Source organism: Cryobacterium sp. CAN_C2 (assembly GCF_015751745.1).
In the GTDB taxonomy this organism is placed as follows: Bacteria; Actinomycetota; Actinomycetes; order Actinomycetales; family Microbacteriaceae; genus Cryobacterium.
This window is the reverse complement of record NZ_JADOUX010000009.1, coordinates 97,536-121,140: the sequence shown is the minus strand read 5'-3', so window position 1 is coordinate 121,140 and position 23,605 is coordinate 97,536. Positions and strand designations below refer to the sequence as shown.

Annotated in this window: 24 protein-coding genes; 12 read left to right on the top strand and 12 right to left on the bottom strand. The window is 66.0% G+C overall.

Annotation, left to right across the window (positions count from 1 at the left end):
- Positions 1-274 precede the first annotated feature (274 nt).
- Positions 275-472 (top strand): hypothetical protein, encoded by a 198-nt coding sequence (locus tag IWX77_RS09375; protein WP_196844243.1) that lies wholly within the window; start codon positions 275-277, stop codon positions 470-472.
- 136 nt (positions 473-608) lie between these two features.
- Here the strand turns inward: IWX77_RS09375 and IWX77_RS09370 are convergent, their stop codons facing one another.
- The gene (locus tag IWX77_RS09370; RefSeq protein WP_196844242.1) at positions 609-980 is read right to left on the bottom strand and encodes a hypothetical protein; all 372 of its coding nucleotides are present in this window, start codon (positions 978-980) and stop codon (positions 609-611) included.
- A 255-nt stretch (positions 981-1,235) separates the two neighbouring features.
- Between IWX77_RS09370 and nhaA the strand changes: the two genes are divergently transcribed.
- Positions 1,236-3,044: a Na+/H+ antiporter NhaA gene (nhaA, locus tag IWX77_RS09365; RefSeq protein WP_196844241.1), complete on the top strand. Its 1,809-nt coding sequence runs from the start codon at positions 1,236-1,238 to the stop codon at positions 3,042-3,044.
- Between the two features lie 270 nt (positions 3,045-3,314).
- Positions 3,315-3,611, top strand: a complete 297-nt coding sequence (locus tag IWX77_RS09360; protein ID WP_196844240.1) for a rhodanese-like domain-containing protein — start codon at positions 3,315-3,317, stop codon at positions 3,609-3,611.
- An 11-nt stretch (positions 3,612-3,622) separates the two neighbouring features.
- On the opposite strand, the gene IWX77_RS09355 is transcribed toward IWX77_RS09360, so the two are convergent.
- The 4 genes from IWX77_RS09355 to IWX77_RS09340 form a co-directional block, all read right to left on the bottom strand.
- Positions 3,623-5,056: an amidase gene (locus IWX77_RS09355; protein ID WP_196844239.1), complete on the bottom strand. Its 1,434-nt coding sequence runs from the start codon at positions 5,054-5,056 to the stop codon at positions 3,623-3,625.
- Positions 5,057-5,082: 26 nt separating this feature from the next.
- The gene (locus IWX77_RS09350) at positions 5,083-6,372 is read right to left on the bottom strand and encodes a M20 family metallo-hydrolase (protein WP_196844238.1); all 1,290 of its coding nucleotides are present in this window, start codon (positions 6,370-6,372) and stop codon (positions 5,083-5,085) included.
- A gap of 49 nt (positions 6,373-6,421) precedes the next feature.
- Positions 6,422-7,753 (bottom strand): MFS transporter, encoded by a 1,332-nt coding sequence (locus IWX77_RS09345; protein ID WP_196844237.1) that lies wholly within the window; start codon positions 7,751-7,753, stop codon positions 6,422-6,424.
- Between the two features lie 292 nt (positions 7,754-8,045).
- On the bottom strand, positions 8,046-8,960 hold the full coding sequence (locus IWX77_RS09340; protein WP_196844236.1) for a LysR family transcriptional regulator: 915 nt from the start codon (positions 8,958-8,960) through the stop codon (positions 8,046-8,048).
- Between the two features lie 223 nt (positions 8,961-9,183).
- On the opposite strand from IWX77_RS09340, the gene IWX77_RS09335 reads away from it, so the two are divergent.
- Both IWX77_RS09335 and IWX77_RS09330 read left to right on the top strand, forming a co-directional pair.
- Positions 9,184-9,348 (top strand): hypothetical protein, encoded by a 165-nt coding sequence (locus IWX77_RS09335; protein ID WP_196844235.1) that lies wholly within the window; start codon positions 9,184-9,186, stop codon positions 9,346-9,348.
- 177 nt (positions 9,349-9,525) lie between these two features.
- Positions 9,526-10,422: a carbohydrate kinase family protein gene (locus IWX77_RS09330; RefSeq protein ID WP_196844234.1), complete on the top strand. Its 897-nt coding sequence runs from the start codon at positions 9,526-9,528 to the stop codon at positions 10,420-10,422.
- Between the two features lie 43 nt (positions 10,423-10,465).
- On the opposite strand, the gene IWX77_RS09325 is transcribed toward IWX77_RS09330, so the two are convergent.
- Entirely contained in the window at positions 10,466-11,038 is a 573-nt protein-coding gene (locus IWX77_RS09325) for a HEAT repeat domain-containing protein (protein ID WP_196844233.1), read from the bottom strand.
- A gap of 143 nt (positions 11,039-11,181) precedes the next feature.
- Positions 11,182-11,628, bottom strand: coding sequence for a GNAT family N-acetyltransferase (locus tag IWX77_RS09320; RefSeq protein ID WP_196844232.1), 447 nt, complete (start codon positions 11,626-11,628; stop codon positions 11,182-11,184).
- Between the two features lie 72 nt (positions 11,629-11,700).
- Here IWX77_RS09320 and IWX77_RS09315 point away from each other — a divergent pair, with 72 nt between their 5' ends.
- The 3 genes from IWX77_RS09315 to IWX77_RS09305 are packed head-to-tail and all read left to right on the top strand — an operon-like array spanning position 11,701 to position 13,793.
- Complete coding sequence (locus IWX77_RS09315; RefSeq protein ID WP_196844231.1) at positions 11,701-12,147, top strand: FAS1-like dehydratase domain-containing protein; 447 nt, start codon at positions 11,701-11,703, stop codon at positions 12,145-12,147.
- On the top strand, positions 12,144-12,566 hold the full coding sequence (locus tag IWX77_RS09310; RefSeq protein WP_196844230.1) for a MaoC family dehydratase: 423 nt from the start codon (positions 12,144-12,146) through the stop codon (positions 12,564-12,566). Before IWX77_RS09315 ends, IWX77_RS09310 begins: the two co-directional genes overlap by 4 nt.
- Before the next feature lie 12 nt (positions 12,567-12,578).
- Complete coding sequence (locus IWX77_RS09305) at positions 12,579-13,793, top strand: UDP-N-acetylmuramate dehydrogenase (protein WP_196844229.1); 1,215 nt, start codon at positions 12,579-12,581, stop codon at positions 13,791-13,793.
- Between the two features lie 14 nt (positions 13,794-13,807).
- On the opposite strand, the gene IWX77_RS09300 is transcribed toward IWX77_RS09305, so the two are convergent.
- On the bottom strand, positions 13,808-14,224 hold the full coding sequence (locus IWX77_RS09300) for a hypothetical protein (protein ID WP_196844228.1): 417 nt from the start codon (positions 14,222-14,224) through the stop codon (positions 13,808-13,810).
- An 8-nt stretch (positions 14,225-14,232) separates the two neighbouring features.
- Entirely contained in the window at positions 14,233-15,798 is a 1,566-nt protein-coding gene (locus IWX77_RS09295; RefSeq protein ID WP_196844227.1) for a PspC domain-containing protein, read from the bottom strand.
- 112 nt (positions 15,799-15,910) lie between these two features.
- Here IWX77_RS09295 and IWX77_RS09290 point away from each other — a divergent pair, with 112 nt between their 5' ends.
- Both IWX77_RS09290 and IWX77_RS09285 read left to right on the top strand, forming a co-directional pair.
- Positions 15,911-17,257, top strand: a complete 1,347-nt coding sequence (locus tag IWX77_RS09290) for a PspC domain-containing protein (protein ID WP_196844226.1) — start codon at positions 15,911-15,913, stop codon at positions 17,255-17,257.
- Complete coding sequence (locus IWX77_RS09285) at positions 17,254-17,931, top strand: LuxR C-terminal-related transcriptional regulator (protein WP_196844225.1); 678 nt, start codon at positions 17,254-17,256, stop codon at positions 17,929-17,931. The genes IWX77_RS09290 and IWX77_RS09285 overlap by 4 nt, the downstream gene beginning before the upstream one ends.
- Before the next feature lies 1 nt (position 17,932).
- On the opposite strand, the gene IWX77_RS09280 is transcribed toward IWX77_RS09285, so the two are convergent.
- The 3 genes from IWX77_RS09280 to IWX77_RS09270 all read right to left on the bottom strand — a co-directional run bounded on the left by IWX77_RS09280 (position 17,933) and on the right by IWX77_RS09270 (position 21,034).
- The gene (locus IWX77_RS09280) at positions 17,933-18,745 is read right to left on the bottom strand and encodes an ABC transporter permease (protein ID WP_196844224.1); all 813 of its coding nucleotides are present in this window, start codon (positions 18,743-18,745) and stop codon (positions 17,933-17,935) included.
- Positions 18,742-19,656 carry an ABC transporter ATP-binding protein gene (locus IWX77_RS09275; RefSeq protein ID WP_196844223.1) on the bottom strand — a complete coding sequence of 305 codons (915 nt, stop codon included), beginning with the start codon at positions 19,654-19,656 and terminating at the stop codon, positions 18,742-18,744. Before IWX77_RS09275 ends, IWX77_RS09280 begins: the two co-directional genes overlap by 4 nt.
- 175 nt (positions 19,657-19,831) lie before the next feature.
- Complete coding sequence (locus IWX77_RS09270; protein ID WP_196844222.1) at positions 19,832-21,034, bottom strand: pyridoxal phosphate-dependent aminotransferase; 1,203 nt, start codon at positions 21,032-21,034, stop codon at positions 19,832-19,834.
- A gap of 155 nt (positions 21,035-21,189) precedes the next feature.
- On the opposite strand from IWX77_RS09270, the gene IWX77_RS09265 reads away from it, so the two are divergent.
- Positions 21,190-22,032: a UbiA family prenyltransferase gene (locus IWX77_RS09265; RefSeq protein WP_196844221.1), complete on the top strand. Its 843-nt coding sequence runs from the start codon at positions 21,190-21,192 to the stop codon at positions 22,030-22,032.
- Positions 22,029-23,483 (top strand): phytoene desaturase family protein, encoded by a 1,455-nt coding sequence (locus tag IWX77_RS09260; RefSeq protein ID WP_196844220.1) that lies wholly within the window; start codon positions 22,029-22,031, stop codon positions 23,481-23,483. Before IWX77_RS09265 ends, IWX77_RS09260 begins: the two co-directional genes overlap by 4 nt.
- Positions 23,484-23,605 lie beyond the last annotated feature (122 nt).

Here is a 23,605-nt window from a genome sequence, read left to right as displayed (position 1 = left end):
GCGGCCAGCTGTTCGGCGAGGCGAGGACGTACCGTGTTGGCCGCCTTCGTGCCCACGACGACGAGACCATTTGCTCGCTGAGGGTCTGCGTGATTTCGGCGGCGAGGCGACGCCCTATCCGGGGCGCCCGCTTGATCAGTCAGTTGCCGAGCCGGAGCGTGCCGACGGATTTCATCGACGCTGGGGATGGGTGCTCTTGCAGCAGGTCCACACCGCGTGGGGACAGGTTCGAGCTGCTTGTGCGATGATGGGCGAATCGCGGGTAGGGTCGGCGATGCGGCTCTCCATCGTAACTTTGCTCCGCCAGGGCGAGACCGCGAACGTTTCATTCTCGATCGCCAGCGGAGTCGAACTCACCGCGATCGTAGCTGACCAACGCGCCGTTGCAGCCGTCGCCGTTGCCGGTAACGCCATCCATAGCGTAGAAGGCGCCGCAGCCGCTGCTGCCGACCTCCGCGCCGCGATCAGCTGAAGAAGCGGTATAACCGGCGTTCGCACTCCGGGAGCAGGGCCATGTCGCACACCACGCGACGCCGTCATCGTCAAATAATAAGGCGTCTCAGTACACGGATGCCGCGATGTCTTTAGTGCAGATGAGTCGGTGCAAATTAGTCGGCGCTGACCTGGTGTCGAAAACGGTCGCGCTTGGTGTGCAGGTCCCACAGGTATCCTGCCAACACGGCAGGGACTTTCTCGGTATCTTCGGTGAAGATGCGGCCCCCGATGATGAGCAGGGACACCTGAATGCCCTCTTCGCCGAGCACCTCGTTGAGCAGCTGTGCGTAGGCCGCCTGATCGGCGAACGCTACAGACGTTCCCGTGACGTTTCGACCCGGAGCGACGGCAGCTCCACCGTTGACGAACACGATAGTGCCTCGGTTTTTACCGAGGAACCGCATGCCAGGCAGCACTTGGTGCACCGCAGCGACAGGGCCGTAAATGGAGAACTCGATTGATCCAACGATTGCGATAGTTGTCATAGTTGGATTCGAGACGGAATATCGCCGAGATACTCCTCCGGCGCATTCCCGAAGTACCCGCGAGCAGTAGACGTCGGGCTTGACCTACCGGAGTTGTGCGTGCTCTCCCGGACAGCGGGTGGCTGTGTATAGTACTTCTGAGGGTTCAGGGTCAGCTTAGGTTTGAGACCGGATTCGAAATGGTCAGCTCGCCATAGACCGCACGGAGGATCGCCACGCCGCGGGATTCTCACGCGGAAAGGGTTGTGAATCACCATGCAGGCTCCGCCACGCTCCGAGAAGACGTCCGCAGCACTTCTCATCCTGTTCACCCTCGTGGCGATTGGCTGGGCAAACTCTCCGCTATCGCACACGTACCTGGAATTTTGGTCGTCGACGATAGACCTGCGGGTAGGCGCCGCCAGTATCGAGTTGACTTTCCGCGAAGTGGTCAACGACGCCTTGATGACGTTCTTCTTCCTCACCGTAGGGCTGGAGGTCAAGCGAGAGTTCACCATCGGGGAACTCACGGATCGTTCCCGTGCACTGGTACCCATTTCGGCCGCTATTGCTGGCCTGATAATTCCCGCATTTGTCTTTTTGGTTGTGAACCCCACGGGCGAGAACGCCCAGGCCTGGGGCGTCGTCATCTCGACTGACACGGCGTTTCTTGTGGGAGCCCTGGCGATCGCGGGTCCAAAATTTCCGACGCGTCTGCGTCTGTTCCTGTTGACTCTTGCGGTGGTCGATGATGTTGGCGCCCTTATCGTCATAGCCGTGTTTTATACGGATGACGTGCAACTGGCGCCCTTGCTCCTTGCTCTCATCTGCTTGGTGATCGTCGCCCTGGTCCGATTCCTCAGAGCAGGGCGCGGACTCGCTTACGCTTTCCTCGCGGTAATCATTTGGTTCTCCCTGTTTGCTGCGGGTGTCCATCCGACACTGACAGGCGTCGCCCTCGCCCTCCTGATTCCAGTGTTCCCGCCGAAGCGACTCGCGGTTGAACGGGCCGTCACACTCACTCATGCGTTCGAGCAGTCGCCCAGCTCGCACTACGCACGCGCTGCGACTCGTGGCTTGCGTGATTCGATCTCTATTAGCGAGCGTCTGCACAGCGAGTATGCGCCATATGTTGCCTACATCATTCTGCCAATCTTTGCGCTGGCGAACGCGGGAGTGCGTCTCGATGGTAAGACCCTCGCAGCTGCCGTCATCTCTCCTCTCACCTGGGGAATCGTGGCTGGCTTGGTAGCGGGAAAGCTGCTAGGAATTACCGCGATAACTGCGATTCTTCGCGCTCTACATGTGGGTCAGTTGGCGCCGGGTTTGACCGTCGGACGCGTCGCCGGCGGCGCGGCGTTGTCTGGCATCGGGTTCACCATTTCCCTCTTGATTGTGGATATCGCGATCGCTGATCCCGTGAAGCAGGACGAGGCCCGCGTTGGCGTATTGGCTGCATCCGTTGCGGCGCTATTGCTCGGCTGGGCAATCTTTCGCATCGTAGATCGGCTACAGCCACCAACGGCGATTGGACGAACGCTCGTGCGCCCGGTCGATGCTGGTCGCGATCACATCTTAGGAAACCCCGATGCTCCTCTCACCCTCGTGGAGTACGGAGACTTTGAGTGCTCATTCTGCAGCCACGCGAGCGGCTCAATCGATGAGATTCGGGCGTATTTTGGTGCAGACCTGCGATACGTGTGGCGCCACCTGCCTACGAGTCGTGAGCACCCGCACGCCCTCGAAGCGGCTTATGCGAGCGAAGCCGCTGCACTTCAAGACAAATTCTTCGAGCTGTTGCCCATTATGTTCTCACATCAGGATCACCTCGACAGTGATGACCTGTATACATATGCGGTAGAACTTGGACTTGACACTGATCGATTCGCCTCGAACATGCGTTCGGCACACGTTGCGAACCGTGTCTCAGACGATATTCTGGATGCGGAACTCATGGACCTCAACCACACCCCGACGTTCTTTGTCGGGGAGGTACGCCATCACGGTCCATACGATGCGGCCACACTCATTCAAGCGCTTGAGGCGTCGCGAGGTATTGAACAGGGCGATCCTCGATACAAGTAACGCCTGTCGCTCCCGCCCAAGTCGGTACGGTGAACAGGAGTCATGGCCGTCTGATTTGTGCTTGCGGCTCGTTAGCGGCCACACCTACTCAGCGCTCCGGGGAGTCCGAGTTGTAGACACATGTTCACCGGCTCGGCCGAACATCCGGGGCTTTTTTGCCCAATTCGGGCTGCCCACGCACCGCAGATGCGTGGGCGCGCCCACTATAGGTGGCGCGGTGAGCCATAGGTGCAATTTCCGTACCGGAACTCGCCGCCATGCTTGATCGCCATGCTTGATCGCCGGGCGCCGGGCGAGAGCGACCTCATCGATGTGCGGGAACCAGAAGAATACGAGATCGTGCATATTGCCGGGGCGCGGCTCGTTCCGCAGGGCGGCATCCTCTCGGGACACGCGCTATCGACTCTCGCCCGGGACCGCGATATTGCTCTGCATTGCAAGGCTGGCCTTCGCTCGGCCGTCGTTCTCGCCGAGTTGGAGCGTCGTGGCTACGACCGCGTGTGCCAGGTCGAGGGAGGGATCCTGGCGTGGGTGAAGGAGATCGAGCCCACGCTTCCGGCGCACTGAAACGGTGCGGGTCAGCCACCGATCTGCGCGTAGCGGTGGGCCCACGGGCGCACGATTTCGACGGTGGCGCCGATGCGAAAGACCGTGTCGTCATCAAAGGGATGGCCGACAATCTGCACCCCGGTCGGGATGCCGCAGTCGGCCATGCCGCTGGGTACCGCGAGCACCGGGCAGCGGTTGGCGATGTTGAACGGCACCGTCATGTGCGCCTGCCAGTAGTGTTCGAGGTGCTCGCCGCCGGCCGAAATGCCGTCGAGATAGTGACCGTCGGCCTTCAGCGCCGCGATCGCCGAGGTCGGGCAGATCAGGGTGTCGAACCCGGTCATAACCGCGGCGAGCTCGCCCTGCATTCGAGTTTCGGCGGTGAGTCCGTCGAGAAAGCGGGTGCCGGCGGCCGCAGCACGGGCATCCGCCATGAACTGCACCGTGTAGGCGGCGAGCTGACTCCTTGCCGCACGGGTCTCGTCCTCCATCGCCGGGCCCAGAATATGACCGAAGTGCGTGAACGACACCCGGTGAATCTCGGCCGTGGTCCACGGCAGCTCGACTTCTTCGACGATCGCACCGGCGCCCTCAAGCGCCGCAGCGACCGCGCGGGTATTGGCCTCGACATCGGGATCGACGAGGTAGTCACCAAGTCGAATGCAGAGGGCGATGCGCAGGCCCGCGACCGAGGCCCACTCGCCGGGCAGCGGCGCGGCGGTGGCGAGCGAGGTGTGGTCGCCCGAATGCTGGCCGGCCATGATGTTGGCGAGGAGAGCGGTATCCGCAACACTGCGGGACATCGGGCCGTCGCCGCGATAGTGGTCGGCGGAGAGCGGCGCGACCCCCGGAACGCGGCCATACGGAGCCTTGAACCCGACAGTTCCGGTGAAGGCCGCCGGCAACCGGGTCGACCCGGCAATGTCCGAGCCGGTGGCGAGTGGCGCGAATCCGGCAGCGAGGGCAGCGCCGGAGCCGCCGGAGGAGCCGCCGGGGGAGAGCTCGAGGTTGAACGGATTGCGCGTGACCCCCCAGAGCGGCGAGTGCGTCACGGTCGCGCAGCAGAATTCGGGCGTCGTGGTGCGGGTGTGCACGATGCCGCCAGCCGAGCGGATGCGGCTGATCACCGGATGATTCGCGCGCGCCACGACCTGACGTTGAGCGACGAGCCCATTGCTGAGCACGTGCCCAGCGAGGGAGTGCTTCTCCTTCGCGGCCACGGGCAAGCCGAGCAGCGGGGCGACGGTTCCGCCGACCCGGTACTGCCGCTCGGCGTTGCGGGCCGACTCCCGTGCCTCGTCGACCAGTTGCTCGGTCAGCGCGTTGACCTGCGGGTTGACCGCGTCAATGCGCTGCAGTACCGCCTCGAGCAGCTCGACCGGCGACAGTTCGCGCGAGCGAAACAGACCGAGCGCCTCGCTCGCGCCGAGGTAGTGCAGGTCGGTGCCGGTGTTGCTCGACATGATGGCAGGGGATTCGGTACGGCTGATCATGCCTGACCCGACTCAGCGCGAGCCGACGCAGCCAGTGCGGGCGACAGCGCCGGATCGACCAGGGCCCCGTTGACCAAATCGGTGGCGATCTCGGTGAGCAGCGTGAGCCCGGCGACCATATCGGCATCCGTGGTGAATTCGCGTTCGCAGTGCGAGACGCCGTCAACGCTCGGAATGAAGAGCATGATCGAGGGCACGATGGTGTTCATCGCGACCGAGTCGTGGCCGGCCATGGTCTGGATACGGCGGGTGGAGAGCCCGGCGCGGATGGCGGCCTGTTCGGCCAGCTGCAGGCCGTTCTCCGGAAAGTACCTGATCGGACGAATATCAAAGTCGGTGACGTTGATCTGGATGTCGTGCTCGAGGGCGAGGACGGCGATCTTCTCGAGCAGAGTGGCGCGGGCCGCCTGCACGATCTCGGGGTTGCCGCTTCGCAGGTCGGCGACCAGGCGCACCCGGCGGGCGACCACGATGGGGGAATTGGGTTCGAGGGTCAGCTGCCCGACCGACGACACGATGGCCTCGTCGGCGAAGTCGGTGGTGACCTCGCGCACCATGAGGATGATCTTGGCGGCGGCAACGAGGGCGTCGTGCCGGTCGGCCATGGCGGTCGCCCCGGTGTGCGACTGCTCGCCGAGCACCTCGATGTCGAGTTTCTGGGTGTACCAGCTTCGGTCGACCACACCGACAGCGATGCCCTCGCGTTCCAGGATGCGACCCTGTTCAATGTGAATCTCGGCGTAGCTCACCGTGACCGGGCGCGGGTCGGTGCCAAGGTAGCCGATTTCGGCGAGGGCGGCGCGGGCGGTGACACCGGCCAGGTCGGTGGTGTCGAGCATTTTCTCCTGGTCGAACAGCCCGACGAACACGCTGCTGCCCATGACGCTCGGTGCAAAACGGCCGCCCTCTTCGTTGAACCAGTTCACGACGGCGAGGTTGAACGGCGGCACCGTGCCGTTCGTGGTGACCAGCTCGTCGATGTTGCGGGCAGCGTGCAGTGCCGCGAGCACGCCGTAGGCGCCGTCGAAGCGCCCGCCGAGCGGCTGGCTGTCGAGGTGTGAACCGACGAGCACGTAGGGCGCGCCGGGGGTCCACTCGATCAGTCCGAACATGTTGCCGATGCCGTCGACGTGCAGGGTGTAGCCGGCGTCGGCGACCCACTTCGAGAACCAGGCGCGGCTTTGCGCGTCTTCGGCGGTGGCGGCCTGGCGGTCGACGCCCTCGCGGGGCGTGGCGCCGATGGTCGCAACGTGGTGGAAATCGGTCAGAAAGTCAGCAGATGACACGTGTGCTCCTTCAAAAGCGGATGGTGCATGAATTGATGCCGCGGCGCTCTCAGCCCAGACGCCCCCGCGTCTCGGGCACCTTGGTGAGGGTTACGAGCAGGAACACGATCACGGCGGCGCCGGCCATGTAGAAGCCCGGGGCGAACGAAACACCCGAGCTGGAGACCAGGGCCGCGCCGACGAGCGGCGCGGTGCCGCCGAAGATGGCATAGCCGAGGTTGTAGCTCACGGCAGCGCTCGTGAAGCGGGTTCTGGTCGTGAAGATCTCGACGAAAAAGGTGTAGCAGCCGCCGCCGTAAATGCACAGGGGAATGACGAACAGCATCTGGCCGAGCAGGGCGAGCGGCAGGCTGCCGCTCGTGACGAGCATGAAGCTCGGGATGGCGAGAACGGCGATCGCGGCCGACCCGGCGATCAGCATCGGCTTGCGCCCGACCTTGTCGCCGATGCGCCCCCCGATCGGCAACAGCACGGCGTACAGGGCGAGGGCGGCCGCATTGGCCAGCAGGGACTGCTCGCGACTGAGGTTACCCGTGGTCTGCACGTACGCCACGAAGTAGGCCGAGAGAAAGTAGAAGCCCATCGCGGTGAGGCCCATCACGAAGATGACCTGCACCATGCGCAGCTTGTTCTCGCTGAAGGCTTCCTTGATCGGGCTGAACTCCGTGGTCCTAATGGCCTGGGCGTCGGTGAACGACTTGCTCTCGCTCGTCTTGCTACGAATCCAGACGCCAAACAGGGCCAGCGGCAGGGCAAGCAGGAACGGGAGGCGCCAGCCCCAGGCGGTGAACGACGCGTCGGACATGCTCTGGCTGAGGATGAGAATCATCGTACCGGCGAACACGGACGGCAGTGCGGTCGCGGCGATGGTCAGGTTCAGCCAGAGGCCGCGCCGGTTGATCGGGGCGTGTTCAAAAACGAATGAGGGCGCGCCGACCGATTCGCCACCGGCCGAGAAACCCTGCACGAGGCGCATCAGCAGCAAGAGTAGGGGAGCGCCCAGGCCGATCTGATCGAAGGTGGGCAGCAGTCCCATGCAGGCGGTCGCCACACCGATGGAGAGCAGGGTGATGGCAAGCACCTTGCGCCGCCCGATCCTGTCGCCGAGGGCACCGAAGAACAGACCGCCGAGAGGGCGCACGATGAACGCGACGCCGAAGGTTGCGAAGGTGGCGAGTAGGGCGAGGTTCGGATCAGTGCTCGGGAAGAACAGCTGAGAGAAGATCACCGCCGTCAAGCCATACAGGGTGAAGTCGTAGAACTCGATGAATTGGCCGATGCTGCCGCCGAGCAGCACCCGCTTTTGCAGGCCGGTGATTTTCTTCGGGGGAGCGGCGTCGGCTAGCGGACTGATCGGGGCGGTGGCTGCGGTCGTGGTCATGAAGTCCACCGTACGATCGTGGTGATTCCGGCGCTCGCCGCTTCGTTTCTGGCCCGTGAACTCTGCGCGAGCCGTGTGTCGGTCATATTGCGGCGCATCCGCTGGTGTGTAACCGGGGCGACACATGAATTGTCTGCTCGAACACTGATCCTCCTTGATCACGATGAGTCGGATCCCGGTCACAGACGAGCGGTGCCGGGAGCGCGCTGCTAATTGTGGTCAAGCTTGCGCGTCGCGAAAGTCCCTTGTCCAATTGATTCTCCTGGCCAACCTCATCGATTTTGGTAATGATCTAAGGTCGGGTGGCACCGTACAAACGTCGGCAGGTCTCTTCGAAGGCCAGGGTACGACGGGTGGGCAGGGCGGCGTGGAGACGCACCAGCATGACCTCGCTCGGCGGAAACTCATCAGTCAATCTCAACGGCACCACGCGACCGCCGGAGTAGGGCACATCGTTGTAGACCCGCTGGTTGAGCAGGGCATAGCCGTGGCCCTGGGCGACGAAGGAGCGCACCGTTTCGTAGCCGGCGAATCGGTGGCGTACGTTGGGCACCACCCCGGCCACGGCGAACAGGCTCTCGTAATACTCCCTGCTGTGCGGCAGGTCGAGCAGAATCAGCGGTTCGCCGGCGAGGTCGCGCAGGGCGATCTCTCGACCGGGGCTGTTCGCGGCCCGGTGGCCCTCGGGAACGATGACGTGCGGAGGAACCCGCTCGAGCACCTGGCTGGAGAAACCGCTGCCAAGGCCGTGCCCGTACATGAGTGCGAGGTCGCAGCGCCCCTCGCGCAGTTCGGTCTGCAGTGAAGCGAGGTCTGCTTCGAGAAAGGTCACGTCGACGCCAGGGTGGGCGGCTTCGAACGCCTTGAGAATGGCCGGCAGCCGAAACGAGGCCAGTGGCGAAAACACGCCGACGGTCAGCTCGCCGGTGAGCGTTTCGGCGGCACCGTAGACCGATTCGAACAGGGAATCGGCGTGGTCGAGAAACGCCTTGAGGTCGAGCGCGAACCTGCGCCCGGTCGGCGTGAGTTTGAGCCCGGTCGAGGGGCTGCGCAGGAATAACTGGGCGCCGAGCGTGCGCTCCAGCTCCGCCATGGCCGTGGAGACGGCCGACTGGCTCACGAGCAGCCGGGCGGCGGCCTGGGTCATGCTTTCCAGCTCGGCGACGGCGGCGAAATACCGCAACTGGGTGAGAGTGAAGTGTCGCATCGGGCTCCAGATCGGGTGGCAGTCGGGAGCGCAAGCGCTCCGCCCCGCGCGTGCCGATTGCTCAATGGTAACGACGTGCGTGCCCGGGCGCTCGTTCCGGCACGGGCACCGGGCCCAACACGACAGATAAGCGGACGCCGCGCGCGGCATCCGCTTCGGCCCTCACTTGGGGGTAGTATCTGGGCAATCGGGACTTTCCCGCGCATGAATGAAAGGTCGGACTATGAATCCGCTACTCATCATTGTGGCCATTGTTGCGGTGGTGCTGCTCATTACCGGCGGTCTGGTGCAGTCGCTCCAGTTTCTGCTCTGGGTCGGTATCGTGCTCGCGATCATCGCAGTGATCATGTTCCTGATGCGGTCGATGTCAGGACGCAAAAGCGTCTAGAACTGCATGAGGGGCAGCCGCCGGGAGGAGAATGAACTCCTCCCGGCGGCTGTTTTCTGTGTCGGCACATGCCTGTTGCCGGCCCGGCGCAGCGCCTGGATGGCGGCCAGACCCCTGCACCCCCGTACACTGTGCCGACCGGGCTCATTGCTCGCGGCTCCGGAGAGAATGGACCCCATGCCTGAACAAAGCGCCCCCGCTCGTGTCGTCGTTGTGGGCGACGCCCTCATCGACGTGTTGCGCGACTCGGAGTCGAGCCGGGAATTTGCCGGCGGCGCCGCGCTCAACGTGGCGGTCGGACTGGCCGTGCTCGGCGTGCCGACGACCCTGATCGCGATGGTCGGCGACGACGCCGATGGCACCGTGCTTCGAGCGTTCCTCGACCAGTACGACGTGCAGCTGATCGCGACACCGGGGCCGCTCGGCTCGTCGCGGGCGGTGTCTGACCGCACCGACGGCGAACCCCGCTACTTCTTCAATGATGCCGCCAAGGCGCGTCGCATCGAGTTCGGGGTGGCCGAGTGCGCCGCACTCAAGGGCGCCGCGCTCGTCGTCGTGAGCTGCTTTCCGTTCGACGACACCGCGCAGACCGAAGCGTTCGCGGCCTGCGTGAGCGACCCCGAGCATCGCCTCGTGATCGACCCCAACCCGCGGGCCGGCATGCTGCATGACGGGCCGCGGTTTGTGCGCAACTTTGAGGCGCTCGCCGCGCGCAGCCTGCTCGTGAAGGTCGGCGACGAAGACGCCGACCTTCTCTACGAGAGCACGCTCGACGAGCTGCGGGAACGGCTCGTCGATGCGGGCGCGCACACCGTGCTGGCGACCGCCGGACGCCTCGGCGCCTCGGTTTCGTTCGCGAATAATAAGCAGGTCAGTGCGCCGATCGCGAAGCTCGATGGCCCGGTCATCGACACGATGGGTGCCGGGGACGCGACGCTTGCGGCATCCGTTTGCACCATCGTGACCGACGGGGTGCCGCAGGATTTGGCCGCCTGGCAGGCGCTGCTGGCCGACGCCATGCTGACCGCCGCCGCCACCTGCAGGCATGAGGGAGCGCTGCTCCGGCGACCGTAGATCAGGCTCTTCGCAAACGGATGCCGGCGGCTAGCCGACTGGTTCAGGCTTCAGGCTCGGTGGCCGGTTTCGTCAGCTTGAGGCGGCCGCGGATCGCGTCGCGGGCCTGCTGGGCGGCGCGGCGCACCTCCTTGTCGGCGTCGCGCAGGCGCACCTCGATCGTCGCGATGTTGTCGGCGGTGCCCTGGTCGGCAAGGGCGTGCAGGGCAGCGGAGCGCACACGGGGGTTCTCATCGGTGGTGAGGCGCACGAGCTTGGGCACGACCTGCAGCCCGCGCAGCAGCACGACCTTGGCGCACATCTCGCGTACCCGCCAGGCCTGGTTGTTCAGCCCGACGACGATGTATGGAGCGGCCGATTCGCCCCAGACATGCAGCAGTGCGCGGGCGCCCCACAGCTCGGGCCAGTACAGCGCGGGGGCACCCTCGAGGATGCCGAGGGCGTGGCGGCCGCCCGCGTACAGCAGAAAGTCTTTTCCGGCATTCTTGGCGCGCAACAGCGCGACGGCGTTATCGATGACAACACTCTCGCCGTAGTGCGCAACGGCGGCGCGAATGCGCTCGTCGGTCGGCAGGTCGATCGGAAGTTCGGGGTGCGGGATCAATTTGTTTTGCATAGCCCTCTAACGCTACCTCCCCGGCGCGACGCGGGCCATCGAATCCGTTCCGGAGCGACGATCTCGTGAGAGTAATGCGGCGCCGTAGACGGAACGACAGAGTGGGCGAGCCGGGCCCGCGTCCGTTGAGCGGCGGGGCTCGGTCAGGTGAGGGTGAGTTCGAAGCCGGAGGCGTGCTCGTAGATGCCGTAGTTGCCGATGTCGGTGAAGCCGAGGCTGCGGTAGAGGGCGAGGGCCTCGGGCTGGGCGTAGCCGGTTTCGAGTCGCATCCGCTCGTAGCCGAGGGTGCGGGCGAGGGATTCCAGCTCTTGCAGAATCGTGCGGGCGTGGCCCTGGCGGCGGTAATCGGGGTTGGTCCACATGCGCTTGACCTCGGCGGTGGTGGCGTTGAACTGGCGCAGGCCGCCACCGGCGACCGTCGTGTCACCGTCGACGAGCACGAGAAAGCCGCCGCTGGGCGGATCGAACTCGGCCCCGTCGACGTCGTGCACGGAATCGCCGTCGCCGTATCGGGTTTCGTATTCACGGTGCAGGTCAAGCAGGAGAGGGGCCACCTCGGGGTCACCGAGGCGCACGGATACACATTTCACGCTTTATAGTGTGCGCCTTGTTCTGGTGTGGTTCTGACCCGCCACCGGGAGCTCTCTGAGTAGACTCAATGGGTGTCAGTGAACCCAGAGTTGCAGGGACGGGTCTTTCCGTCGGTCGCACCGTACCTTGTCGGACGTGAAAAGGTGCGCGAATTCTCCCGCGCCGTGTTCGCGACCAACCCGATCAACCACGATCCCGAAGCGGCCCGCGCGGCTGGCCACGCCGACGTCGTCGCCCCGCCCACGTTTGCCGTGGTCGTGCAGGAGGCCACCCTGGCCCAGCTTCTGGCCGAACCGGATGGCGGCATCGACTTCACCCGTGTCGTGCACGGCGACCAGCGCTTTTGCTATCTGCGCCCAATCGTCGCCGGCGACGAACTCACGGCTACCCTCGCGGTGACGAGCATCAAGACCCTCGGTGGCCACTCGATGGTGACCGCCGAGTCCACGATCGTCGACGCGACCGGCGCCCACGTCGTGACCGCCATCTCCACCCTCGTCGTCAGGGGAGACGAATGACCCACGTTTTGACTGATCTCACGGTCGGCAGTGTCGTCGCCGAGGCGAGTTTCCGAGTGACGCGCGATTCACTCGTGCACTACGCCGGGGCATCCGGTGATTTCAACCCCATTCACTACCGCGATGACGTCGCGCAGTCGGTGGGACTTTCGGGCGTACTCGCCCACGGAATGCTCACCATGGGCCTGGCCGTGCAGCCCGTCGTTGACTGGGCCGGCGACCCGGCCCGGGTGGTCGACTATCAGGTGCGGTTCACCCGCCCGGTCTTCGTCGACGCCACGGAAGGTGCCCTTGTCAACGTGGTCGCCAAGGTCGGCGCCCTCGATTTCGAAGCTAATGTGGCGCGCATCGACCTCGTTGTGAACTTCAACGGCGCGACCGTTCTCGGCAAGGCGCAGGCGCGCGTCAACCTGGCCTGAGGCGGTTGAAACATGATTGAACCCGTTGCCCTGAGCACCCTCACCACCTTTCGTCTCGGTGGGCCACCAGCCGCCCGGGTGGCGCCGGTCACCGAGCAGAACCTCATCAACGAGACCCTCTCGGTCTGGGGTATGGACGAGAACTGGCTGCTGCTCGGCGGTGGATCCAACACCGTCGTAGCCGACGCAGGTTTCGACGGCATCGTCATCCACGTGGTGACCCGCGGCATCGAGGTGCTCGCAGATGGCAGCAAAGCGGATGCCGCCGCCGACGATCCCGCAGACGACGATCCCGTCGCTGCCGGCCCCGAATCGGGCACCGAGCACCGCGGCGCCCGGGTACGCCTGCGCGTACAGGCAGGCGAACCCTGGGACGATCTCGTCGCCTACGCCGTGGATCGCGGGTGGGCCGGAATCGAGGCGCTGTCAGGCATTCCCGGATCGTGCGGCGCTGCCCCCGTGCAGAACATTGGCGCCTACGGCCAGGAACTCTCTGACAGCCTCGTCGCGGTCGACTTTCTCTCCTACGAAACCGGTGAGGTCGAACGGCTTGAGCGCGCCGACCTCGACCTCGGCTACCGAACCTCGGCGCTCAAGCAAGGGCTGCGTGGCGTCGTGCTGGCGATCGAGCTGGAGTTGCATGACACCGCGGCCGAGGCATCCGTTTTGGGAAGCACTCTCGGCCAACCGTTGAAGTATTCCCAACTCGCCGGAGCGCTCGGTGTTCAGCTGGGCGACCGGGTGCCGCTGCAGATCGTGCGCGCGACCGTTCTCGGCCTGCGGGCCGGCAAGGGCATGGTGCTTGACCCGAGCGACCCCGACACCTTCAGTGCCGGATCGTTCTTCACCAACCCGATCGTCACCGAGGGGTTTGCGCGCTCGCTGCCAACGGATGCGCCGCGCTGGCCGCTGGAGCCCGAGCCGGCCGATCGAGTAATTCCACTTGAGGAATATATGGGCGTCGGTCCGATTCCCGGTGAGGAACCCGTGCGCCTGGTCAAGCTCAGTGCCGCCTGGCTCATCGAACACGCCGGTGTCCGTCGGGGTTTTCGCCTGCCGGGATCGAAGGCGGCCGTGTCGAGTAAACACACCCTCGCGTTGACGAACACGGGCGGGGCGACCGCGGCCGAGGTGGCCGAACTCGCCCGTTATGTGCTCGGCCGGGTGCGGGCCGAGTTCGGTGTGAATCTACAGGCCGAGCCGGTGCTCGTGGGGCTCACGCTGTAACTCGGTGCGCCGGGCTAGTCGGAGCGGCGAGCGGCGGCCGCGATGCCGGCCACGACGAGGCCGAGACCGACCGCGATGACCCCTCCGAGCAGCCACAGCGTGGGGTCCGGCCGGATCGGCACGAGACTGAACACGACCACGCAGGTGGCGAAGGCCAGCAACAGCACCCCCCAGAGAATCGTGCTGAACCGTGGGTGCAGTCGGGCAGCGGATGCCGCGGGCTGGGCCCCGCGCAACCCGTCGTCGGGCTGTGCGGGCAAGGGGTATGCGGGACTGGGGGTCACGATGTCCGGGGTCCCTTTCGCCGGGGTCCCCTCGAAGGGGAAGGCGAGCTTCTCGGTCGCTGCAGTGGCGTTGGCAGCGTCAGCGGCCTGGTCTGCGACGTTCGAGGTGTCGTTCGTGGCTGTCTCGCGCGGGTCGGGAGTGGTCATGGGGTGTCCTAGTCGTTCGAATCGGTGAGGGTGACGAGGCCGGCCAGCGTCCAGATGCGCAGCACGGGCCCGTTCTCATCCCTCGTGGAGTTGACGCTGCCTGCGTTGAAGGTGCGCCTGTCGGCGGTGAATAGGCCGTTTCGCTCGCCGTTCTCGCTCGAGCTGCTGCGTCCCGAGTAGTCCACCCCACCAACCACGGCGTGCGTTTCGACGCGCACCGGGGCATCCGCTGGCAAAATCAGCTTGGTTTCGCCGGCTCCGAGCCAGACATCAATCGTGCGGTCGTTGCGAAGGCCCGGGTTGTCGAAGTCACGCAGGTCAAGGATCGTCTGGCCGGCGATCATGGCGTAACCGGGCGTCTCGGTGGCATCCGCGGTGTTCGCGCTGAGCGCCCAGACATTCGTGCCAAAGGCGGAGAATTGGGTGCCGGGGGGGAACACAGCCACGGCCGCGATGACGACGGCGGCGAGAAGGGCGAAGCCTCCCATGGCGCCGTCGGTGCGGCCGCGAATTCCGGCGATGACGATGCCGACCGCGAGAACGCCAAGGGCGAAGGCGAGGCCGAGCAGAACGACTTCGTTCGACCAGACACCACGGGAATTGACCATGGCCGCCACGGCGCCGGTTGCGAGCGCCAGACCGAGCACGATGGAGGTGAATCCCGTACCGGGGCGGCGAGCGCGCACGAGAGCGCGCCGCGCAGCCTGGCGTGCGAGGTGCTGTTCCTGCCAGATATTGTTCTGGTCCGCCGGCTTTTCTCGGCCCGAGACATACGTTGCTGCGCTGTAGGGGCTGGGGTAGTGGGTGCCACTGCCACTCGGAGTCTCGGCGCCGGCCGCCGGTGACTCGGCCCGGGATTCGGTTGCTGATGCCGTGTTCGTGGCGGGAGCACGTTCTTCGGGCACGAAGGCCGACGCGGGGCCCACAGCGGTGCGCGGTGGCGTCGAACCATAGCCGGGCATGGGGTACGAGCCGGAGCGGCCCGACGGTGAGCCGGTCGAGCGGGCTGACCCGTTCGCGCCGGCTGCCCCGGTGCGGTTGCCGCTCCGGCGCCGAACCAGATAGACGACCAGCCAGCCGATGCCAGCCAGGAGGGCCAGGCTCCAGCCGATCCCAAACAGTGTGCTTAGCCAGTTGGGCAGGCCCACGACGGGGCCGCGCCACCAGCCGTCTTGAAAGATCGGCACGATCGTGAAGAAAAGCAGAGCGCCGATGGCGATCATGGCCGGTTGAAATCGACCACGCAGGGCATCCTCGACGTAGATGCGACCGGCGCCGCGCGGCAGGAGCGCCCAGCCCACGGCGTAGGCGAAGATTACGGGGCCGCCGAGAATGGCAAGGACGACCGCAATGCCGCGCACGATCAGCGGGTCGAGCCCGGTGCGAGCTGCGATGCCTCCGCAGACGCCAGCAAACCAGCGGTCGCCATCGCGGTTCAGACCGGAAGCCCGGATCCAGTCGAAGAATCGGGTGATCTGGTCGGGCTTCGGCTCGGTGTCCGAGTAGGTCGTGCCAGGCAGGGTGCTGCCAGGCTGGGTGCTACCGGGATGCGGTGGGAGGGGGGTGTCGTTCATGCTTCGAGTCTGGCAGCGCGGCCGACCAGCAGCCATGGGGGATGACCCTGACTGAACCCTGAACTCTCGCCGCACGCGACCGGGCGTACCCCCGGCGTGCTTTGATGAACGAGTGAGAACCGAACGGATAACCCGGCCCCGGCTTCGCCTGCTCGGCGGAGTCTGCGCCGGGTTCGCCGACCACACCGGCCTGCCGGTGACAACCGTGCGCGTGGCCACCATGCTGCTGTCGCTGTGCGGAGGCGCCGGCGTGCTGCTCTACGCCTGGTTGTGGGCAACGACACCGAGTACCGTCGCGCCGACGGCGGCGGAACCGCTCCCCAAATCCAGTCTGGCCCGCGCGGTTTCTCCCGCCGCCAGTCGCGCCACCGACGTTTCGTCCGGCAGCGCCCGGATGAAGCCGGACGCGCCCGGTATACCCGACCTCGCTTTGCGCGCCCCGGCAGCGGATGCCCAGCTCGCCCGCGCCGCGCCGGTCACCGAGATCCTGCTCGGACTCGCCCTGCTTGCGGCTGGCATCGCCCTGGTGGCCAGCCGTCTCGGGGCCAACATTCCGCTCGCCGTCGTCGTGCCCGGGATCGTCGTGCTCGCCGGCACCGCGCTGGCCTGGCGGCAGTTTGCCGACGTGCGCAGCGGCGCCGCCCAGCAATCCTCTGCCCTGGCGGTGCGCACGCTTGGCGCGCTCGTGTTGGTGGCGGTGGGCATTCTGCTGTTTTTCGTGACCGGGGACAGCCCGAACGTGTGGACTGTCATTCTGGCCGCCGCATCCGTTCTGCTCGCCGTCATCGTCGTCATCGCACCGTGGGTGCTGCGACTCTGGAGCGACCTCGCCGACGAGCGGGCCGCTCGGGAGCGTGAGGCCGAACGGGCCGAGATCGCCGCGCACCTGCACGATTCGGTGTTACAGACCCTCGCCCTCATTCAGCAGAAGGCCGGCCCGCACAGCGAGGCCGCTCGCCTCGCCCGCGCGCAGGAACGCGAGCTACGCGAGTGGCTGTTCACCGGTTCAAGCGGTGGTACGACCGACCTCGCCACCGAACTGCGCCGCATCGCAAGCGCAATCGAAGCGGACTTCACGGTGCACTTCGAGGTCGTCAGCGCCGGCGTTCTGCCGGGCGAGGCCCCCAGACCCCTCGTTGCGGCAGCCCGCGAAGCGATGCTCAACGCCGCCCGTCATGCCGGCGGCCCGGTCTCGGTCTACCTCGAAATCGGTCGGCGCGGCCTCGAACTCAGTGTGACCGACCGCGGCCCGGGTTTCGCCCGCGATACCGTGCCCGAGGATCGACTCGGTGTTCGTGAATCCATCATCGGGCGGATGCGCCGGGCTGGCGGCACGGCGGTTGTGCGCTCGGGGCCCGGCGGCACCGGCACCGAGATTCTGCTCACCCTTCCACCGATTCCGAACGAGTCTCCAGCACCGCTTGGAGACCCCCATCCCCAAGAAACGTCCCTGCCATGACCCCCAGCGCGGAACCGACGCCCGAGCCGCTCGCGGTCCTCATCGTCGACGACCACTCGATCTTTCGCTCCGGCCTGCGCGCCGAGCTCGACGCCAGCCTCTCGGTGCTCGGCGAAGCGGCGACCGTCGACGAGGCGATTGACCTCGTGACCCGGCTGCAGCCGCGCGTCGTGCTTCTCGATGTTCACCTACCCGGAGGCCGCGGCGGCGGCGGCGCCGAGGTCATTCGCGAGGCAGCGACGCACGCCCCGCACACCCTCTTTCTCGCACTCAGCGTTTCTGATGCAGCGGATGACGTGGTCAGCGTCATTCGAGCCGGTGCCCGCGGGTACATCACCAAGAGCGCGTCGGGGGCCGAGGTCTCTGATGCTGCCCGCCGGGTGGCTGGCGGTGACGCGGTGTTCTCACCCCGGCTGGCCGGATTCGTGCTCGACGCGTTCGGCGCCGTGGCCGGTGAGACCGCCCAAACCGATGAGGAACTCGACCGGCTCTCGGCCCGTGAGACCGAGGTGATGCGACTGATCGCCCGCGGCTACAGCTATAAAGAGGTCGCAACGACCCTGTTCATTGCAACGAAAACCGTGGAGACACACGTGTCGAACGTGTTGCGCAAACTGCAGCTCTCGAGCCGACACGAACTGACCGCCTGGGCCCTCGAACGCAAACTGCTCTAGGTCAGCTGTCTCTGCGGATCCAGCGGAACGTCACGCGGCTGAGTATGAGCCCGACGACGAGCCAGAGAGCGAGCGCCCCGGCAACCCAAGCGAGATTCCAGACGCCGTTCTGCTCGGCGGCAGCAAAACTATCGGGCAGAAAAACGCTGCGCATGCCCTGCGCCATCCACTTGAGCGGAAACAGGCCGGCCAGGTTCTGCATCCAGTCCGGCAGGGTGCTGAACTGCAGGTAGACCCCCGAGATGAACTGCAGCACGAGCACGATCGGGGCCACAACGGCGGTCGCGCTCTTGCCCGATCGGGGCACGGCAGAAAGCGCGATGCCCAGAAAAGCCGAGGTGATGACGCCGAGCAGAAACACCCAGGCGAACAGCAACCACTTCTCACCGGACGTGGGCAGGTCGATGCCGAGCGCGAATCGAGCGACGAGCAGCAGCAGTCCGGCCTGCAGTATGGCGGTCACGAAGACTTGCCCGATCTTGCCCATGAAGTAGCTGAACGGTGATAACGGGGTGCCGCCGAGACGTTTAAGGGTGCCGTCGCTCTTCTCGCCGGCGATGTCCACCGCCAGGTTCTGCACGCCCGACAGCAGCATGCCGGCGGCGAGCATTCCGGGCAGGTAGTAGGCACCGACGCTCACGCCACCGGTGCCGTCGGGATTCGTGCCCAGGTTGCCACCCACGCTGAAGGCGGCCGTGAAGATGCCGAGCATGATGAAGGGAAACAAGAACGTGAAAAACACGGTGTCGGGGGAACGAAAGTAGATCCGGGTCTCGTACCCGACCCGGCTGGCCCCGCTGAAGAATATGCTCATGTGAGAATATCTCCCGTTCCGTTCGAAACCGAGCTTGGGGCTTTCGGCTGCGTCGGCAGTTTGTCACCACGCACCAGGCCCAGGTAGACATCTTCGAGGCTCGGCCGGATGACCTCAAGGTCGACCGGCTCTCCGCCGGTCTGCGCGATGAGCTCGGCCACCACCGCACCCGGCTCGCTCGTGCGGCGCTCGTGAACCAGGCCGACGGCATCCCGCCAGCGCACGAGCGGAACGCGCGCCTCGGTGCCGCCGATCTCATCGATCGCGCCGATGTCGATGAGTCGGCCGCCAGCGATGACCCCGGCCCGATCGCCAAGTTGCGCGGCCTCGTCGAGGTAGTGCGTCGTAAGCAGAATGGTCGTGCCCTCGGCTTTCAGCCCGCGGATGAGGTTCCAGAACTGATGCCGGGCCTCCGGGTCGAAGCCGGTGGTCGGTTCGTCGAGAAAGAGCAGCTCGGGCCGCCCGATGATGCCGAGCGCGACATCCACTCGGCGTCGCTGCCCACCGGAGAGCTTGCTGATGCGGGTCTTGGCCTTCTCGCGCAGCCCGGCGGCGTCGATGACCTCGTCGACATTGCGGGGGTTCGGATAGAAACCCGCGAAGTGCGTGAGCTGTTCGGTCACCGTCACATTGCCCTGCTCGCCGCTGGTCTGCAACACCATGCCGAGTCGCGCCTTCCAATCGAGACCGCCGTGTCGCGGGTCGACGCCGAGCACGCTCACCTCGCCCGAACTGCGATCGCGATATCCCTCAAGAATCTCAATCGTGGTGCTCTTACCTGCCCCGTTCGGGCCGAGCAGGACGAAGGTCTCACCGGCCGCGATGGAGAAGCTCACACCGTTGACGGCCGCCAGGGTCCCATAGGACTTGCGCAGGTCGCGCACCTGCACCACCGGGTCTAAGAATGTCATGTCACCAGAATCCCACCGCGGGGCCGCCCGCACCACCGGGCAGCCGGCTGATTTATGCATCCACCGGTCGATGGATGCTCCGCAACCCGACTCAAGCCGACTTGCCCCTTTTCTACTCAGAGTCGCCATGTGAACGGGGACTCCGGGTAGAACGGAGACTCTCAGCGAAAGGCGGCTAGGCGAACAGGCGCTGGAGGCGCTTTACGCCCTCAAGCAGGGCGTCGTCGCCGAGGGCGTACGACAGGCGCAGGAACCCGCTCGGGCCGAAGGCCTCGCCGGGAACGGCGGCCACTTCGGCCTGGTCGAGCATCAGGTCGGCCAGTTCGAGAGAGGTTGTCGGGGTGGCCCCGCCCCACTCACGGCCGAGTAGACCCGTCACATCGGGATAGACGTAGAAGGCACCCTGTGGAGTCGGTGTCACGACGCCGGGGATCTTGTTCAACTCCGCAACGATCAGCCTGCGGCGGCGGTCGAAAGCCACCCGCATGGCCTCAGCGGCATCCTGCGGGCCGTTCAGCGCGGCGATTCCGGCGCGTTGCGAGATATTCGACACGTTGGACGAGAGATGCGACTGCAGGTTTGCTGCCGCCTTGATGGCGTCGCCGGGGCCGACCATCCAGCCGAGACGCCAGCCGGTCATGGCATATGTCTTCGCAACGCCGTTCACCAGGATGGTGCGGTCGGCGAGCGCGGGCACGACTTCGACGATAGACACCGCGCGAACGCCGTCATAGGTGAGGTTCTGGTAAATCTCGTCGGAGATGACCCAGAGGCCATTGTCTTCGGCCCACTGGCCGATCGCCCGAGTCTGTTCCGGCGAGTAGACGGCGCCGGTGGGGTTGGACGGTGAGACGAATAGCAGCACCTTGCTGCGCGGGGTGCGTGCAGCTTCAAGCTGCTCGACGGTCACGAGGTAACCCTGGTCGCTGCCGGCGAAGACATCGACCTGCACGCCGCCGGCGAGACGGATCGCCTCGGGGTAGGTGGTCCAATACGGGGTCGGCACGATGACCTCGTCGCCGGGATCGAGCAGGGTCGCGAAGGCCTGGTAGACGGCCTGCTTGCCACCGTTGGTGACGACGACCTGGCTCGGCGAGATCGCGAGCCCGCTGTCGCGCAGCGTCTTGGCCGCGATGGCCTCGCGCAGCTCGGGCAGACCAGCTGCCGGGGTGTACCGATAGTTCTTCGGATCACGCACGGCGGCCAGCGCCGCCTCCACAATGTGCTCGGGCGTCTGAAAGTCGGGTTCCCCCGCCGCGAAGCTGATCACCGCCCGCCCCGCTGCCTGCAGCGCCTTGGCCTTGCCGTCAACCTTGAGGGTTGCCGATTCAGCAATAGAGCCGATCCGAGTAGAAATTCGCTTGAGTTCGTGAGCCACACGTTGAGCTTAGCTACCCGACCAGCGCTCGGGCTAGGGGCGCCCCAGGCTGAGCCGGCGCTCGTGTCAGCCCGTCTGGCGTAGATTCGGTCGCCCCCGGCTGAGCGACGCGACACCCGCGAAAAACGGGTCTTTCGCAGGGATAGAGTGAGAGGGTGTTCACCCGCCTGGTTCATATCTCCCGCCCGGTGCTCTGGGTCAACACCATCGGAACCACCGTCATCGGCATGTGGCTGATCGGGGATTTGTGGCGCTGGGACGTCATTCCCTTGATGCTTTGGGCGACCCTGCCGTTCAACCTACTGATCTACGGCGTGAACGATATCTTCGACCAGGAAACGGACGCCCAGAACGCCCGCAAGGGCGGCCTCGAGGGGGCCCGCATCCTCGGCTCGGAAACCCGCGGTATCGTGCTTGGGGTTGTGCTGACCAACGCACCGTTCGTCGCGTATTTTCTGCTCACGCTGCCGCCGGTGGCGCTCGCCTGGATCGCCGCGTACACGGTGATCTTCATCTTCTACTCGGCACCCCCGCTGCGCTTCAAGGCCCGGCGCTACCTCGACTCGCTCAGTAACGCCGCCTACGCCTTCCCGCTGGTCTTCGTACCCCTCGCCCTCGGCGAGTCGCCGGTCTGGGCGGCGGCTGTCGGGCTGATGGCGTGGAGTGTGGCCAAGCACACCTACGACGCTGTGCAGGACATCGACGAGGACCGCGCCGCCGGAATCCAGACCACCGCCGTTCATCTCGGCGCGCGCGGCGCCACGGTTTGGAGCGGCGTGTGGTGGGTTCTGTCCACCGTGGCTTTCGCGCTGATCAGCTGGCCGGTCGCCTTGGTGAATGCGCTCATCGCTGGCTGGCTGGTGGTGTCGCTGGGACGCAGCCCCACGCCGGCGACGGCCCGCCGCCTGTACCGATACTCGATCGTGTTCCCCTATGTTGCAGGTTCCGTTGCCGGGGCCCAAATTGTGGCAGCCATTTTACTAGGAGCCTATCCATGACCCGAACGCGCACGAACACGACCCCGCAGCGCATCGTCGTGCTCGGCGCGGGTATCGGCGGGCTCACTGCCGCCGCGCTGCTGGCTCGCGCCGGCCATTCGGTGACCGTGCTGGAAGGCTCCGACTGGATCGGCGGCAAGAGCAGGCGCCTCGAGATCGACGGACAGCGCGTGGACACCGGGCCGGCGCTGGTCACTTTTCCCCGGGTCTGGGAGGAACTGCTGGCCCGCTACGACGCACTCGGTGCCCGCAGGCAAGCTCCCCCTGAGGCCGCCGCGGTGGCTGGGGTGACGCTGCAGAGACTGCCCGAAGTGGGCCGGTACTTCTACCGGGGAGAGGAAACCACCCTGCCGGTGCCGGCCGGGCATCCCTGGCACGCGGCCTGGATCCGTTTCGAGCGGGAACACGGCGGCCTCGGTCCCCAACTCACGAGCATGCTCACCGCCGACCCGGCCGACCCGGCGTCGCTGCCGGCCGTACGCAACGTGTTTCGCCTCTACGGCACCCGCCTGACCACGCGCAGCTTTCTAGACGGCCTGAGCTGGATGCCGGACGGCCTGCGTGAGGTCATCGCCATCCACACCCTCAACGCGGGGGTCTCTCCCCGGCATACCCTCGCCCTGTACGCGAGCATGCCGGCCATTATGGCCAGGGACGGCGTGTGGGTTCCGGGCGGCGGCGTGAACGAGTTGCCGCTCGCGTTGCACCGGTTGGCGCTGCACGCCGGCGCGGATGTGAAGACGGGCGAGCCCGTCACATCCGTGTCGAAAGGGCTCGTGACCACGCCGTCGGCGACGTACCTGGCCGACGTGATCGTGAGCGGGCTTGACAGCGCTGTGCTCGATGGACTGCGCGGCGCGTCGCCGGCACGGCCGCGGGCGCGCTCCTGCTCGGGGGTGGCCATCTATGCGGCCCTCGAAACGTTGCTGCCGGAGGGCACGGCCACGCACTCCGTCGTGCTGCCCGACGACCCGGCGGCCCTGCACCGCAGCCTCGCTGGCGGGGTTGTGCCGGAACAAACGATGGCTTTCTTGAACTACTACCGGCCGCACGAGGTCTATCCCAATGACCGGGCCACAGTGGCGGTGCTCCTGACCGCGCCCGCCGACGGCCGCCACTACGATCTCGACAGCCCGTGGGTGGCGCGTGAGGTCGCCCGGATCAGCGCCGTCGTGGGCCTGGACCGGCCGATCAGCGAGCTGTTCCGGGACCACGTCGTGCTCGACCCGCACTACTTCGGCGGCTGGGGTTCGACCGGTGGAGCCCTGTACGGCGCCACCAACCCGCTCTGGCAGAGCGGTCCGTTCCACCGCCCCGGGTACACCAGTTGGGCACGCCCGTGGCTGTGGCAGGTGGGCGCGTCGGTGCACCCCGGCGGCGGTATCCCGGCCGTGCTCGGCGGCGCCATGACCGCTATGCACAAGCTGATCGGCCGTCTCGACGGTCGCTGATCGTGGGAGCTGGCTCGGGCGTGCAAGCGGGGAAAGCCCGACCTGGCAGAGCGGTTGGCACGCGACCAATCGATGAAGACCCACGCATCTCGGAGGTATGCGCTAGAGCGTTCTGTGCCACT

Bases quoted from the DNA above. Each gene is read 5' to 3' on its own strand.
- IWX77_RS09375 (WP_196844243.1), top strand. From the start codon at position 275: ATGCGGCTCTCCATCGTAACTTTGCTCCGCCAGGGCGAGACCGCGAAC.
- IWX77_RS09370 (WP_196844242.1), bottom strand. From the start codon at position 980: ATGACAACTATCGCAATCGTTGGATCAATCGAGTTCTCCATTTACGGC.
- nhaA (WP_196844241.1), top strand. From the start codon at position 1,236: ATGCAGGCTCCGCCACGCTCCGAGAAGACGTCCGCAGCACTTCTCATC.
- IWX77_RS09360 (WP_196844240.1), top strand. From the start codon at position 3,315: ATGCTTGATCGCCGGGCGCCGGGCGAGAGCGACCTCATCGATGTGCGG.
- IWX77_RS09355 (WP_196844239.1), bottom strand. From the start codon at position 5,056: ATGTCGAGCAACACCGGCACCGACCTGCACTACCTCGGCGCGAGCGAG.
- IWX77_RS09345 (WP_196844237.1), bottom strand. From the start codon at position 7,753: ATGACCACGACCGCAGCCACCGCCCCGATCAGTCCGCTAGCCGACGCC.
- IWX77_RS09340 (WP_196844236.1), bottom strand. From the start codon at position 8,960: ATGCGACACTTCACTCTCACCCAGTTGCGGTATTTCGCCGCCGTCGCC.
- IWX77_RS09335 (WP_196844235.1), top strand. From the start codon at position 9,184: ATGAATCCGCTACTCATCATTGTGGCCATTGTTGCGGTGGTGCTGCTC.
- IWX77_RS09330 (WP_196844234.1), top strand. From the start codon at position 9,526: ATGCCTGAACAAAGCGCCCCCGCTCGTGTCGTCGTTGTGGGCGACGCC.
- IWX77_RS09325 (WP_196844233.1), bottom strand. From the start codon at position 11,038: ATGCAAAACAAATTGATCCCGCACCCCGAACTTCCGATCGACCTGCCG.
- IWX77_RS09310 (WP_196844230.1), top strand. From the start codon at position 12,144: ATGACCCACGTTTTGACTGATCTCACGGTCGGCAGTGTCGTCGCCGAG.
- IWX77_RS09305 (WP_196844229.1), top strand. From the start codon at position 12,579: ATGATTGAACCCGTTGCCCTGAGCACCCTCACCACCTTTCGTCTCGGT.
- IWX77_RS09300 (WP_196844228.1), bottom strand. From the start codon at position 14,224: ATGACCACTCCCGACCCGCGCGAGACAGCCACGAACGACACCTCGAAC.
- IWX77_RS09295 (WP_196844227.1), bottom strand. From the start codon at position 15,798: ATGAACGACACCCCCCTCCCACCGCATCCCGGTAGCACCCAGCCTGGC.
- IWX77_RS09285 (WP_196844225.1), top strand. From the start codon at position 17,254: ATGACCCCCAGCGCGGAACCGACGCCCGAGCCGCTCGCGGTCCTCATC.
- IWX77_RS09280 (WP_196844224.1), bottom strand. From the start codon at position 18,745: ATGAGCATATTCTTCAGCGGGGCCAGCCGGGTCGGGTACGAGACCCGG.
- IWX77_RS09275 (WP_196844223.1), bottom strand. From the start codon at position 19,656: ATGACATTCTTAGACCCGGTGGTGCAGGTGCGCGACCTGCGCAAGTCC.
- IWX77_RS09260 (WP_196844220.1), top strand. From the start codon at position 22,029: ATGACCCGAACGCGCACGAACACGACCCCGCAGCGCATCGTCGTGCTC.